Origin of the sequence: Escherichia sp. XD33 (genome assembly GCF_019375075.1) — a bacterium.
Classification (GTDB): domain Bacteria; phylum Pseudomonadota; class Gammaproteobacteria; order Enterobacterales; family Enterobacteriaceae; genus Enterobacter; species Enterobacter flexneri_A.
The window spans coordinates 64,898-79,353 of sequence record NZ_JAENDM010000005.1 but is presented as its reverse complement, the minus strand read 5'-3'; the positions used below and the strand labels follow the sequence as shown (position 1 = coordinate 79,353).

At 52.0% G+C, this 14,456-nt stretch carries 11 protein-coding genes and 1 pseudogene; 5 read left to right on the top strand and 7 right to left on the bottom strand.

The window, feature by feature from the left end:
- Positions 1-98: 98 nt before the first annotated feature.
- The 3 genes from aceF to pdhR all read right to left on the bottom strand — a co-directional run bounded on the left by aceF (position 99) and on the right by pdhR (position 5,594).
- A complete protein-coding gene (aceF, locus tag K0778_RS05045; RefSeq protein ID WP_000963518.1) occupies positions 99-1,991 on the bottom strand; it encodes a pyruvate dehydrogenase complex dihydrolipoyllysine-residue acetyltransferase in 1,893 nt (630 codons plus the stop codon).
- Positions 1,992-2,005: 14 nt separating this feature from the next.
- Positions 2,006-4,669 (bottom strand): pyruvate dehydrogenase (acetyl-transferring), homodimeric type, encoded by a 2,664-nt coding sequence (gene aceE / locus K0778_RS05040; protein WP_000003820.1) that lies wholly within the window; start codon positions 4,667-4,669, stop codon positions 2,006-2,008.
- Between the two features lie 160 nt (positions 4,670-4,829).
- The gene (pdhR, locus tag K0778_RS05035) at positions 4,830-5,594 is read right to left on the bottom strand and encodes a pyruvate dehydrogenase complex transcriptional repressor PdhR (RefSeq protein ID WP_000331776.1); all 765 of its coding nucleotides are present in this window, start codon (positions 5,592-5,594) and stop codon (positions 4,830-4,832) included.
- A gap of 540 nt (positions 5,595-6,134) precedes the next feature.
- Between pdhR and aroP the strand changes: the two genes are divergently transcribed.
- Positions 6,135-7,508, top strand: coding sequence for an aromatic amino acid transporter AroP (gene aroP / locus K0778_RS05030; RefSeq protein ID WP_000969912.1), 1,374 nt, complete (start codon positions 6,135-6,137; stop codon positions 7,506-7,508).
- Positions 7,509-7,550: 42 nt separating this feature from the next.
- On the opposite strand, the gene ampE is transcribed toward aroP, so the two are convergent.
- The gene (ampE, locus tag K0778_RS05025) at positions 7,551-8,405 is read right to left on the bottom strand and encodes a beta-lactamase regulator AmpE (protein WP_000172014.1); all 855 of its coding nucleotides are present in this window, start codon (positions 8,403-8,405) and stop codon (positions 7,551-7,553) included.
- Positions 8,402-8,953, bottom strand: coding sequence for a 1,6-anhydro-N-acetylmuramyl-L-alanine amidase AmpD (ampD, locus tag K0778_RS05020; RefSeq protein WP_000923722.1), 552 nt, complete (start codon positions 8,951-8,953; stop codon positions 8,402-8,404). Before ampD ends, ampE begins: the two co-directional genes overlap by 4 nt.
- An 87-nt stretch (positions 8,954-9,040) precedes the next feature.
- Here ampD and nadC point away from each other — a divergent pair, with 87 nt between their 5' ends.
- The 4 genes and pseudogenes from nadC (at position 9,041) to hofC (ending at position 13,163) form a co-directional block, all read left to right on the top strand.
- The gene (nadC, locus tag K0778_RS05015) at positions 9,041-9,934 is read left to right on the top strand and encodes a carboxylating nicotinate-nucleotide diphosphorylase (protein ID WP_001135176.1); all 894 of its coding nucleotides are present in this window, start codon (positions 9,041-9,043) and stop codon (positions 9,932-9,934) included.
- A 202-nt stretch (positions 9,935-10,136) separates the two neighbouring features.
- Positions 10,137-10,577: a prepilin peptidase-dependent pilin gene (gene ppdD, locus K0778_RS05010; RefSeq protein ID WP_000360904.1), complete on the top strand. Its 441-nt coding sequence runs from the start codon at positions 10,137-10,139 to the stop codon at positions 10,575-10,577.
- 9 nt (positions 10,578-10,586) lie between these two features.
- Positions 10,587-11,972: a type II secretion system protein GspE gene (gspE, locus tag K0778_RS05005; protein WP_001025145.1), complete on the top strand. Its 1,386-nt coding sequence runs from the start codon at positions 10,587-10,589 to the stop codon at positions 11,970-11,972.
- Positions 11,962-13,163, top strand: a pseudogene (hofC, locus tag K0778_RS05000) (protein transport protein HofC). Before gspE ends, hofC begins: the two are co-directional and overlap by 11 nt.
- A gap of 34 nt (positions 13,164-13,197) precedes the next feature.
- Here hofC and guaC read toward each other — a convergent pair.
- Both guaC and K0778_RS04990 read right to left on the bottom strand, forming a co-directional pair.
- Positions 13,198-14,241, bottom strand: a complete 1,044-nt coding sequence (guaC, locus tag K0778_RS04995) for a GMP reductase (RefSeq protein WP_001217337.1) — start codon at positions 14,239-14,241, stop codon at positions 13,198-13,200.
- Positions 14,242-14,396: 155 nt separating this feature from the next.
- On the bottom strand, positions 14,397-14,441 hold the full coding sequence (locus K0778_RS04990) for a protein YacM (protein WP_120795372.1): 45 nt from the start codon (positions 14,439-14,441) through the stop codon (positions 14,397-14,399).
- Positions 14,442-14,456 lie beyond the last annotated feature (15 nt).

Sequence of the window (14,456 nt, the reverse complement as noted above, 5' to 3'; positions counted from 1 at the left end):
TAAACAACAAACGGCAACCGATTTGTCTATTCGCTAATAACCTCAATACATTCATGAGATTACCAGAAAAAAGCCGGCCGTTGGGCCGGCTCTTTTACTTACATCACCAGACGGCGAATGTCAGACAGCGTGTTGTTAATGATGGTAATGAAACGGGCACCATCAGCACCGTCGATCACGCGGTGGTCGAAGGAGAGAGAAATCGGCAGCATCAGACGCGGCACGAACTCTTTACCATTCCACACCGGCTCCATCGCGGACTTGGAAACGCCGAGGATAGCCACTTCCGGCGCGTTCACAATCGGCGCGAAGTGGGTAGTACCCAGGCCGCCGATGCTGGAGATGGTGAAGCAACCGCCCTGCATTTCGCCCGCAGTCAGCTTACCGTCACGCGCTTTCTTAGAAATAGTCATCAGCTCGCGAGACAGCTCGATGATGCCTTTCTTGTTGACGTCTTTGAATACCGGAACAACCAGACCGTTCGGGGTATCCACCGCCACACCGATGTTGATGTATTTCTTCAGGGTCAGACGCTGACCGTCTTCCGACAGCGAACTGTTGAAGCGAGGCATCTGCTCAAGAGCTGCAGCAACGGCTTTCATGATGAAGACAACTGGGGTTATCTTCACATCCAGCTTACGTTTCGCCGCTTCTTCGTTCTGCTGTTTACGGAACGCTTCCAGCTCGGTGATATCGGTTTTGTCGAAGTGAGTAACATGCGGGATCATCACCCAGTTACGGCTCAGGTTCGCACCAGAGATTTTCTGGATGCGGCCCAGTTCCACTTCTTCGATTTCACCAAACTTGCTGAAGTCCACCTTCGGCCACGGCAGCATGCCAGGGATACCGCCGCCAGTCGCTGCCGGAGCCGCTTCTGCACGTTTGATAGCTTCTTTCACGTAAGCCTGAACATCTTCGCGCAGGATACGACCTTTACGGCCAGTGCCCTTCACTTTCGCCAGGTTAACGCCAAACTCGCGTGCCAGACGGCGGATCAGCGGAGTCGCGTGAACGTAAGCGTCGTTTTCAGCAAATTCAGATTTGCCTTCCGCTTTCGCAGCCGGTGCTGCTGCCGGGGCTTCAGCTTTTGCTGCCGGAGCCGGCGCTGCCGCTTCCTGTTTCGCAGGAGCTGCCGCAGGTGCTGCGCCTTCAACTTCGAAGATCATAATCAGCGAGCCAGTTTTCACTTTATCGCCAACGTTGACTTTCAGTTCCTTCACGACGCCTGCAAACGGAGCCGGAACTTCCATAGACGCTTTATCGCCTTCTACGGTGATCAGTGACTGTTCAGCGGCAACTTTGTCGCCCACTTTCACCATCACTTCGGTCACTTCAACTTCGTCACCGCCGATATCCGGAACGTTAACTTCTTTCACGCCAGCCGCTGGTGCAGGGGCCGCTGCCGGAGCCGCTTCCTGTTTAGCCGCCGGAGCTGCCGCGCCTGCTTCACCCGCGACTTCGAAGACCATAATCAGCGAGCCGGTAGACACTTTGTCACCCACGTTCACTTTGATCTCTTTCACGGTGCCAGCAAACGGAGCCGGAACTTCCATAGAAGCTTTATCGCCTTCTACGGTGATCAGCGACTGTTCAGCTTCAACTTTATCGCCAACTTTCACCAGGATTTCGGTCACTTCAACTTCGTCGCTGCCGATATCCGGAACGTTAACGTCTTTTGCCGCGGCAGCCGCTGGTGCTGCTGCCGGAGCTGCTTCTTTCTTCTCTTCTGCCTGAGCAGGTGCAGCGTCTGCTGCACCGTCGGCGGAATCGAAAATCATAATCAGTGCGCCGGTCTGGGTTTTATCGCCAACAGAGACTTTGATCTCTTTAACGATACCCGCCTGCGGAGATGGAACTTCCATAGAGGCTTTGTCGCCTTCTACGGTGATCAGCGACTGTTCGGCTTCAACTTTGTCGCCCACTTTGACCAGGATCTCGGTGATTTCAACTTCATCAGCCCCGATGTCCGGTACTTTGATTTCGATAGCCATTATTCTTTTACCTCTTACGCCAGACGCGGGTTAACTTTATCTGCATCGATGTTGAATTTGGCGATTGCGTCAGCAACCACTTTCTTATCGATTTCGCCACGTTTAGCCAGTTCGCCCAGCGCCGCTACAACCACGTAGGAAGCATCAACTTCGAAGTGGTGACGCAGGTTCTCACGGCTGTCGGAACGACCGAAGCCATCAGTACCCAGTACGCGGTAGTCGTCAGCCGGTACGTAAGTACGGACCTGCTCAGCGAACAGTTTCATATAGTCGGTAGATGCCACTGCCGGAGCGTCGTTCATCACCTGAGCGATATACGGAACGCGCGGAGTTTCCAGCGGGTGCAGCATGTTCCAGCGTTCACAATCCTGACCATCACGCGCCAGCTCGGTGAAGGAGGTCACGCTATAAACGTCAGAACCTACGCCGTAATCTTTCGCCAGGATCTCTGCCGCTTCACGGACGTGACGCAGGATGGAACCGGAGCCCAGCAGCTGAACTTTACCTTTGCTACCTTCAATGGTTTCGAGTTTGTAGATACCTTTACGGATACCTTCCTCAGCACCTTCCGGCATTGCCGGCATGTGGTAGTTTTCGTTCAGCGTAGTGATGTAGTAGTAAACGTTCTCTTGTTTTTCACCGTACATACGCTCCAGACCGTCATGCATGATGACAGCAACTTCGTAAGCGTAAGCCGGGTCGTAAGAGATACAGTTCGGGATAGTCAGCGACTGAATGTGGCTGTGACCATCTTCGTGCTGCAGACCTTCGCCGTTCAGGGTGGTACGACCGGAAGTACCGCCGATCAGGAAGCCACGCGCTTGCTGGTCGCCAGCCGCCCAGCACAGATCGCCGATACGCTGGAAGCCGAACATCGAGTAATAGATGTAGAACGGGATCATCGGCAGATTGTTGGTGCTGTAAGAGGTCGCCGCTGCCAGCCAGGAACACCCTGCGCCCAGCTCGTTGATCCCTTCCTGCAGAATCTGACCTTTCTCGTCTTCTTTATAGTAAGCAACCTGCTCGCGGTCCTGCGGGGTGTACTGCTGACCGTTCGGGCTGTAAATACCAATCTGACGGAACAGACCTTCCATACCGAAAGTACGCGCTTCGTCGGCGATGATCGGCACCAGACGATCTTTGATCGACTTGTTCTTCAGCATCACGTTCAGGGCACGAACGAAAGCGATAGTGGTAGAGATCTCTTTGCTCTGCTCTTCCAACAGCGCGCCGAAGTCTTGCAGGCTCGGCAGCTCAAGCTTCTCGGTGAAGTTCGGCTGACGGCTTGGCAGATAACCGTGCAGTTTCTGACGCTGAGCGTGCAGATAGGTATGCTCTTCAGAACCTTCCGGGAAGGTGATGTACGGCAGTTTTTCGATATCTGCATCAGACACCGGCACATTGAAACGGTCGCGGATGTGACGCACGCCGTCCATGTTCATTTTCTTAACCTGGTGCGCGATGTTTTTACCTTCAGCCGCGTCGCCCATGCCGTAACCTTTAATGGTATGAGCAAGGATTACTGTCGCTTTGCCTTTGGTTTCCTGCGCTTTCTTGAATGCAGCGTAGATTTTCTTCGGATCGTGACCACCACGGTTCAGTGCCCAGATCTGCTCGTCAGTCCAGTCTGCAACCAGTGCTGCGGTTTCAGGATATTTACCGAAGAAGTGTTCACGAACGTACGCACCATCTTTCGATTTGAAGGTCTGGTAGTCGCCGTCAACGGTTTCGTTCATCAGCTGGATCAGTTTACCGCTGGTATCTTTACGCAGCAGTTCATCCCAACGGCTACCCCACATCACTTTGATCACGTTCCAGCCAGCACCTTCGAAGATGCCTTCCAGTTCGTTGATGATCTTGCCGTTACCGGTGACCGGGCCGTCAAGACGCTGCAGGTTACAGTTGATAACGAAGACCAGGTTATCCAGTTTTTCACGGGTAGCGATGGTGATCGCACCTTTGGATTCCGGTTCGTCCATTTCACCGTCACCGAGGAACGCGTAAACGGTTTGTTTAGAGGTATCTTTCAGGCCACGGTGTTCCAGATATTTCAGGAATTTAGCCTGGTAAATAGCACCAATCGGACCCAGACCCATAGATACGGTCGGGAACTGCCAGAATTCCGGCATCAGTTTCGGGTGCGGATAGGAAGAGAGGCCATTGCCGTGAACTTCCTGACGGAAGTTATCCAGCTGCTCCTGAGTCAGACGACCTTCCAGGAAAGCACGAGCGTAAACGCCCGGGGAGATGTGGCCCTGGAAGTAAACCAGGTCGCCGCCATCCTGCTCGTTGCGTGCACGGAAGAAGTGGTTAAAGCACACATCATAAATGGTTGCGGAAGACTGGAAGGACGCCATATGGCCGCCCAGTTCGAGGTCTTTTTTCGACGCACGCAGAACCGTCATGATGGCGTTCCAGCGGATAGCTGAACGAATACGGCGTTCCAGTTCCAGATTACCCGGATACTCCGGTTGTTCTTCAACGGGGATGGTGTTGATGTAGTTGCTGATACCGGTGCCTGCGGCTACGTTTACACCGCCTTTGCGGGCTTCAGCAAGCAGTTGGTCGATCAGATACTGAGCACGCTCAACACCTTCTTCACGGATGACCGATTCGATCGCCTGGAGCCAGTCGCGAGTTTCGATCGGATCCACGTCATTTGGGAAACGTTCTGACATGGGTTATTCCTTATCTATCTAATAACGTTGAGTTTTCTGGAACCTGTCCCATTGAACTCTCGCCGGAAAGCTCAATAAGACAGGTTCTACGTTTAGTTGCCGCGCTTTTATATGCGCTTGATTTACAACATCTTCTGGATAATTTTTACCAGAAAAATCACTAATTCTTTCGTTGCTCCAGACGACGCAGAGAACGCTCACGGCGGCTTTCTTCACGGCTTCTGTCGAGCAAAATTTCTTCGATAAAGGCCAGATGGCGATGCGATGCTTCGCGCGCTTCTTCCGGCTTACCGGCCATAATCGCTTCAAATATGCGGGTGCGGTGACTACTCACCAGCGGCAGCATCTCGCGACGCGAATAGAGCAATTCGAAGTTCTGGCGGACATTCTGGGCCAACATCGGCTCCATACACCTTAGCAGATGAAGCAGAACCACATTGTGGGCCGCTTCGGTGACGGCAATCTGGTACTGGAGTACGGCGTTTGATTCCGCGTCCAGATCGCCAGACTGCTGCGCCAGCTCTATGGCGTGGTGGAGTTCACGGATGCGTTCCTTGTCTTCATCGGTACTACGCAGCGCGGCGTAATAAGCGGCGATACCTTCCAGGGCGTGTCGTGTTTCGAGCAAGTCATACTGTGATTCAGGATGGTCGGAGAGCAGCTCTACCAGCGGATCGCTGAAGCTTTGCCATAGGCTGCTCTGGACAAAAGTGCCGCCACCCTGGCGACGAAGCAACAAGCCCTTCGCTTCGAGACGTTGAATCGCCTCACGCAAGGAGGGACGGGAGACGTCAAACTGTTTTGCCAGTTCGCGTTCCGGTGGGAGTTTTTCGCCCGGGCGGAGAGTGCCTTCGAGGATCAAAAACTCCAGTTGCTGCTCAATCACATCGGAGAGTTTTGGTTGGCGGATTTTGCTGTAGGCCATGAGTTCCTGTCTTAAGCCACTTGCCGAAGTCAATTGGTCTTACCAATTTCATGTCTGTGACGCTAAAGTAACAAAGTATTCACCTTATGTCCATACAGGTTTTGATTGAAATCATGAAACTGTGCACATTTTAACAACTTGACATATATAGCGTTTCAAAGTTGTAACTATGCACAAATGTAGACTTTACGTATGAAAGGTTTTTTTTAACGATTATTAAACTATAAAAATCCGAATTGAACCGATTCACTTACCAATTTTGTGATTTTTAATTCAATAAAAACAAATTTAAATTCATTCTATATATTGAGAGGCGTTGAGGCTGAGCTTTACAAACGGTTCCTTTTTAAGCAACTCATCTTCAACCATGCATAAAGCGGGTGCATTCGCTGCCGCATACCATTATTCTTGATCTGACGGAAGTCTTTTTGTAACAATTCAAACTTCTTTGATGTAAACAAATTAATACAACAAACGGAATTGCAAACTTACACACGCATCACTGCGTAGATCAAAAAAACAACCACCGCACGAGGTTTCATGATGGAAGGTCAACAGCACGGCGAGCAGCTAAAGCGCGGCCTTAAAAACCGCCATATTCAGCTTATCGCGCTGGGTGGCGCGATAGGGACCGGGTTATTCCTGGGTAGCGCCTCCGTAATACAGTCCGCAGGGCCAGGGATTATCCTGGGTTACGCCATTGCTGGTTTTATCGCCTTTCTGATCATGCGTCAGCTGGGTGAAATGGTGGTCGAAGAACCTGTCGCAGGCTCCTTTAGCCACTTTGCTTATAAATACTGGGGCAGTTTTGCCGGTTTCGCCTCTGGCTGGAACTACTGGGTACTGTACGTTTTAGTTGCCATGGCAGAGCTGACTGCCGTGGGTAAATACATTCAGTTCTGGTATCCGGAAATCCCAACCTGGGTTTCTGCCGCCGTATTCTTTGTGGTGATTAACGCCATCAACCTGACCAACGTTAAAGTGTTTGGCGAGATGGAGTTCTGGTTTGCCATTATCAAAGTTATTGCGGTAGTAGCGATGATCATCTTCGGCGGCTGGCTGCTGTTCAGTGGCAACGGCGGCCCGCAGGCGAGCGTTAGCAACCTGTGGGATCAGGGTGGTTTCCTGCCGCACGGCTTCACCGGACTGGTGATGATGATGGCGATTATCATGTTCTCGTTCGGTGGTCTGGAACTGGTGGGGATCACCGCAGCAGAAGCTGATAACCCGGAGCAAAGTATACCGAAAGCAACTAACCAGGTTATCTACCGCATCCTGATTTTCTATATTGGTTCGTTAGCCGTTCTGCTCTCACTGATGCCGTGGACCCGCGTTACCGCCGATACCAGTCCGTTTGTGCTGATCTTCCACGAGTTAGGCGATACCTTTGTGGCGAATGCGCTGAACATCGTGGTACTGACTGCGGCGCTCTCCGTGTACAACAGCTGCGTATATTGCAACAGCCGTATGCTGTTTGGTCTGGCACAACAGGGTAATGCGCCAAAAGCGCTGGCGTCTGTCGATAAACGTGGTGTACCAGTAAATACCATTCTGGTGTCTGCACTGGTAACGGCGTTGTGCGTACTGATTAACTACCTTGCCCCAGAGTCCGCTTTCGGACTGTTAATGGCGCTGGTGGTATCTGCACTGGTAATCAACTGGGCGATGATTAGCCTGGCGCATATGAAATTCCGTCGCGCCAAGCAGGAACAAGGCGTGGTAACTCGCTTCCCTGCTCTGCTTTATCCGCTGGGTAACTGGATCTGCCTGCTGTTTATGGCGGCGGTACTGGTGATTATGCTGATGACCCCAGGAATGGCGATTTCGGTATACCTGATCCCGGTATGGCTGATCGTGTTAGGTATCGGCTATCTGTTTAAAGAGAAAACCGCCAAAGCCGTAAAAGCGCATTAATCTCTCTACGCCCTCACCCGTACAGGGTGAGGGCAATAATCTTTACACCAACGCCCCGTAAATCGTCAGTAGTGCAATCACCACCACGACCACGAACGAGGTTTTCTTCGCCATTGAAACCGCTGCCTTCGGCGTCTCCACCTTATCGACATGCGGTTCACGCGCCAGAGAGAACTGCGCCAGACGCGTTAACACCTGATACTGCGAAGTATGGAAATCACCCAGCGAAGCAAACCAGGCCGGTAACGCTTTCTCACCATGACCGATCAAGGCATATACCACACCCGCAAGACGAACCGGCACCCAATCCAGTACATGAAGCACGGCATCAATGCCGGACTGTAAACGATGATGCGGCGTCTGATATCGCGCCAGCCAGTATTGCCATGCACGCAAAAACGCATACCCCATCAGCGTAACGGGTCCCCAGGTTCCCCCCACAATCAGCCAGAACAGCGGTGCAAGATAAAAACGAAAGTTAATCCACAGCAATGCATTTTGCAGCTCACGCAAATACTCACGTTCGTCGCAGCCTGCCGGGACGCCGTGAATCATGGTGAGTTCGCCAACCATCGTGGCACGGGCATGGCTATCATTACGTGAAGCAGCTGTCAGATAAGCATGATAATGAAGACGAACTTTACCTGCGCCAATACACAGCAAACCAATCAGCAGCCACACCAGTAGCGTGGGAACGTTGAACAATACTCCCTGCAATGCGCGTAACAGTAAAAAAGTCACGCCCATCGCAATAATGGTCATGCCTAACGTGCGCCCGAGAGAAAAATGTTTCACCCGCCGAAAGAACGCTTCAAGACGATGATCAAGCTGCCAGTGCTCGCCCAACTTAAACAGGCGCTCGAAAATTAACACCAGTAAGGTTGTAAATAGCGTCATGTTGTCTCCTTGCTGACCAGCGCACGAAACCGTGCCCAATCAAATGCAGGACCGGGATCGGTTTTCCGATCCGGCGCAATATCACAATGGCCCGTCATGTTATTAGCGATATCCGGATAGCAATCAATCAGTGCCCGCGTAACCGCCGCAAGCTGTTGATACTGCGCATCGGTATACGCCAGCGTATCGGTGCCTTCAAGCTCAATCCCAATAGAAAAATCATTGCAGCGTTCGCGCCCCTGATACTGAGAGACTCCCGCATGCCATGCACGTTTATCGAAAGGAACATACTGGACTATTTCACCATCACGGCGAATCAAACAGTGAGCGGAGACGCGCAAATGGGCGATCTCAGCAAAGAAAGGATGTGCCTGCGGATCAATAGTTCCAGTGAATAATGCGTCGATCCACGGACCGCCAAACTCGCCTGGCGGCAGGCTAATATTGTGCACCACCAGCAGGGTGGGTGTTTCGTCATCCGGGCGGCAATCGTAATGTGGTGAGGGAACGCGGCGCGCGCCAACCAGCCACCCCTGTTCTAACAACATGCAGGATCTCCTTATATGTGGTGCTAATACCCGGTTCAGAGTAGCATGTTTCTACCTTATGATTCGTTAGCTATCTGGAGTTTTAACATGCCGCCTCGCCGCTACAACCCTGACACCCGACGTGACGAGCTGCTGGAACGCATTAATCTCGATATCCCCGGCGCGGTGGCCCAGGCGCTGCGGGAAGATTTAGGCGGAACAGTCGATGCCAACAATGATATTACGGCAAAACTTTTACCGGAAAATTCTCGCTCTCATGCCACGGTGATCACCCGCGAGAATGGCGTCTTTTGCGGCAAACGCTGGGTTGAAGAGGTGTTTATTCAACTGGCAGGCGACGATGTCACCATAATCTGGCATGTGGATGACGGCGATGTCATCAATACCAATCAATCCTTGTTCGAACTTGAAGGCCCATCCCGCGTGCTGTTAACGGGCGAACGCACTGCGCTTAATTTTGTGCAAACCCTTTCAGGAGTTGCCAGTAAGGTACGCCACTATGTCGAATTGCTGGAAGGCACCAACACGCAGTTGTTGGATACGCGCAAAACCTTACCCGGCCTGCGTTCAGCTCTGAAATACGCGGTACTTTGCGGCGGCGGAGCGAATCACCGTCTGGGGCTTTCTGATGCCTTCCTGATCAAAGAAAATCATATTATTGCCTCCGGCTCAGTGCGCCAGGCCGTCGAAAAAGCGTCCTGGCTGCACCCGGATGCGCCAGTAGAAGTCGAAGTAGAGAATCTGGAAGAACTTGATGAAGCCCTGAAAGCAGGAGCCGATATCATCATGCTGGATAACTTCGAAACAGAACAGATGCGCGAAGCCGTCAAACGCACCAACGGCAAGGCGCTACTGGAAGTGTCTGGCAACGTCACTGACAAAACACTGCGTGAATTTGCCGAAACGGGCGTGGACTTTATCTCCGTCGGTGCGCTAACTAAACACGTACAAGCACTCGACCTTTCAATGCGTTTTCGCTAATAGTTGACAGATTTATCCGCTCCATCGCGGGCGGATAATCTCCCCTTCCCCAACTTTCTTCGTAACGCCTCGCAAATTTCTTGTCTTTCGCTGCAACGAAATAAAAAACCTCGGAATCTGCTTTCCCGTTTCGTTTTTTGCCCCTCGCCTGTGCTGATGGCGTTTGCCAAAGTAGCGCCAACCAAATCAAGGAGCGAAACAGATGGACAAGCAACGCGGTTTTACACTTATCGAACTGATGGTGGTTATTGGCATCATTGCCATTTTAAGCGCCATTGGTATTCCCGCTTATCAAAACTACCTGCGCAAAGCCGCACTCACCGACATGCTACAAACCTTTGTGCCTTACCGTACCGCCGTAGAGTTGTGCGCGCTGGAACATGGTGGATTAGATACCTGCGACGGTGGCAGCAATGGCATTCCCTCGCCTACCACCACCCGCTATGTTTCAGCCATGAGTGTGGCAAAGGGCGTGGTGTCGCTGACCGGGCAAGAAAGTCTCAATGGGCTAAGCGTCGTCATGACACCGGGTTGGGATAACGCAAACGGCGTCACCGGCTGGACGCGCAACTGCAATATTCAAAGTGACAGCGCATTGCAGCAAGCCTGCGAAGATGTCTTCCGCTTTGATGACGCCAACTAAGGAGCGGCAATGAATATTCCACAGCTCACTGCCCTGTGTCTGCGTTATCATGGAGTCTTGCTGGATGCCAGCGAAGAGGTGGTTCATGTTGCGGTAGTCGATGCACCTTCGCATGAGCTACTGGACGCATTGCATTTCGCTACCACCAAACGTATTGAGATCACCTGCTGGACACGCCAACAAATGGAAGGTCACGCCAGTCGCACACAACAGACATTGCCCGTAGCTGTTCAGGAGAAGCATCAGCCCAAAGCAGAGTTGCTAACTCGAACGTTACAATCTGCGCTGGAACAACGCGCGTCTGATATTCATATCGAACCAGCGGACAATGCCTACCGCATCCGCTTGCGTATCGACGGCGTATTGCATCCTTTACCGGATGTTTCACCGGATGCCGGAGTCGCATTAACCGCCAGATTAAAAGTGCTGGGAAACCTGGATATTGCGGAACATCGCCTGCCGCAGGACGGGCAATTCACTGTCGAACTGGCAGGAAACGCCGTCTCATTTCGTATTGCGACCTTACCATGTCGGGGTGGTGAAAAGGTGGTATTAAGGTTGTTACAGCAGGTGGGTCAGGCACTGGATGTCAACACGCTTGGAATGCAGCCGTTACAACTGGCGGACTTTGCTCATGCCTTGCAACAACCACAGGGACTGGTGCTGGTAACTGGCCCTACCGGCAGCGGCAAAACGGTCACGCTTTATAGTGCCCTGCAAAAGCTGAATACCGCTGACATTAATATTTGTAGCGTCGAAGATCCAGTTGAGATCCCCATAGCCGGACTAAACCAGACGCAAATCCATCCGCGTGCCGGACTCACCTTTCAGGGCGTTTTGCGTGCGTTATTGCGCCAGGATCCTGACGTCATCATGATCGGAGAGATCCGCGATGGCGAAACAGCAGAGATCGCTATTAAAGCGGCGCAAACTGGTCACCTGGTGTTGTCTACCCTACACACTAATTCCACCTGCGAAACGCTGGTACGTTTACAGCAAATGGGGGTCGCCCGCTGGATGCTATCATCGGCGCTTACGCTGGTAATAGCCCAGCGTCTGGTACGCAAACTTTGCCCACATTGTCGCCGGCAGCAAGGGGAGCCCATCCACATTCCAGACAATGTATGGCCATCGCCGCTGCCCCACTGGCAGGCACCCGGTTGTGTACATTGCTACCACGGTTTTTATGGTCGTACGGCCTTATTTGAAGTTCTGCCCATAACGCCGGTCATTCGTCAGCTTATTTCCGCTAATACCGACGTTGAATCGCTGGAAACGCACGCACGACAGGCGGGTATGCGTACGCTTTTTGAAAACGGCTGCCTGGCCGTAGAGCAAGGCTTAACCACCTTTGAAGAGTTAATCCGCGTACTGGGGATGCCGCATGGCGAGTAAGCAACTCTGGCGCTGGCATGGCATAACCGGCGACGGCAATGCGCAAGATGGGATGCTATGGGCAGAGAGCCGTACTTTACTGCTTATGGCACTACAGCAACAGATGGTTACCCCACTAAGCCTGAAGCGAATCGCCATCAATTCTGCGCAGTGGCGAGGAGATAAAAGCGCGGAAGTCATTCATCAACTGGCGACGCTACTCAAAGCAGGGTTAACGCTTTCTGAAGGGCTGGCTCTGCTGGCGGAACAGCATCCCAGTAAGCAATGGCAAGCGTTGCTGCAATCGCTGGCGCACGATCTCGAACAGGGCATTGCTTTTTCCAATGCCTTATTACCCTGGTCAGAGGTATTTCCGCCGCTCTATCAGGCGATGATCCGCACGGGTGAACTGACCGGTAAGCTGGATGAATGCTGCTTTGAACTGGCGCGTCAGCAAAAGCCCAGCGTCAGTTGACCGACAAAGTGAAATCAGCGTTACGTTATCCCATCATCATTTTAGCGATGGCAATCATGGTGGTTGTGGCAATGCTGCATTTTGTTCTGCCGGAGTTTGCCGCTATCTATAAGACCTTCAACACCCCACTACCGGCACTAACGCAGGGGATCATGACGCTGGCAGACTTTAGTGGCGAATGGGGCTGGCTGCTGGTGTTGTTCGGCTTTCTGCTGGCGATAGCCAATAAGTTGCTGATGCGCCGACCGACCAGGCTTATAGTGCGGCAGAAATTGCTGTTACGCATCCCGATTATGGGTTCACTGATGAGGGGACAAAAACTCACGCAGATCTTTACGATTCTGGCGCTGACACAAAGTGCAGGCATTACTTTTTTACAGGGCGTAGAGAGCGTCAGAGAAACAATGCGCTGCCCATACTGGGTGCAACTTCTAACACAAATCCAGCACGATATCAGTAACGGTCAACCCATCTGGCTGGCGCTAAAAAATACCGGTGAGTTTAGCCCGCTCTGTTTGCAATTAGTGAGAACAGGAGAGGCCTCCGGCTCGCTGGATCTCATGTTAGACAACCTCGCCCATCATCATCGGGATAACACAATGGCGCTGGCGGATAACCTCGCAGCCTTACTGGAACCGGCGTTGCTGATCATAACGGGAGGAATTATCGGTACGCTGGTGGTGGCAATGTATCTGCCAATTTTCCATTTAGGCGATGCGATGAGTGGGATGGGATAACGCTGGCGTGTTGCTCCACGCCAGCGTTGGGAGATTACAGGTTGTTGAAGATGCGGTTTTCTTGTTCCAGCACACGAATAAACGTGGTGCGCTTGGTCAGCTCTTTCAGGCGTGAAGCCCCAACGTATGTACAAGCTGAACGCAGGCCGCCCAAAATATCACGCGCGGTATTTTCAACCGGGCCTCGCAGCGGCAGCTTAACGGTTTTACCTTCTGCTGCGCGATATTCCGCAACGCCGCCAACGTGACGTTTCATCGCAGACTCGGAGCTCATGCCGTAGAACAGCATAAATTTCTCGCCGTTCTCCTCAACGATGCGACCGCCGCTCTCTTCGTGGCCCGCCAGCATGCCGCCAAGCATGACGAAATCGGCACCGCCGCCAAAAGCTTTCGCGACATCGCCCGGCGTGGTGCAGCCACCATCGCTGACGATCATTCCGCCCAGACCGTGCGCAGCATCGGCACATTCGATTACCGCAGAAAGTTGCGGATAACCGACGCCTGTTTTGACACGAGTTGTACAAACAGAACCTGGGCCAATGCCAACTTTAACGATATCGGCACCGGAGAGGATAAGCTCCTCACACATTTCACCAGTTACTACGTTGCCAGCACAAATGGTTTTGGTCGGCCACGCTTCACGCGCTTTCGCAACGAACTGCACGAAGTGTTCGGAATAACCATTCGCCACATCAATACAAACGAAGTTTAATGCCGGGTTCAGGTCGAGAATCTGTTTAGTTTTTTCGAAATCCGCATCAGACGTACCGGTAGAAACCATCACATGTTTCAGCACATCAGCGGAAGAATTGTTGATAAACGCTTGCCACTCTTCGACAGAATAGTGTTTATGCACAGCAGTCAAAATATCAAAAGAAGCCAGCGCAGAGGCCATAGAAAATGTGCCTACGGTGTCCATATTTGCAGCGATAATCGGCACGCCGGACCAGCTCTGACCTGAATGTTTGAAGGTGAATTGACGTTCCAGTTCAACATCGGAACGGCTTTTAAGAGTGGAGCGTTTAGGGCGGATGAGAACGTCTTTAAAACCTAACTTCAGATCTTCTTCAATACGCATGTGCGGATTCCTGGGGTTAATGGCTATAAGGGTAAGAGCGCAACTCCAGTGACGCTATCATACGCACTAATCAATGCGGCGCAAGACTGCGAAATTGTCTTTTTTTACGCTACAATCCCATAAATTTACCTGGTAAATAGTGAGCGAACGTTTCATCAATTTCGCTTTCGTGCGCTCATTTTTAACGTTTTGATAATCATGATGAATTCCCGGGA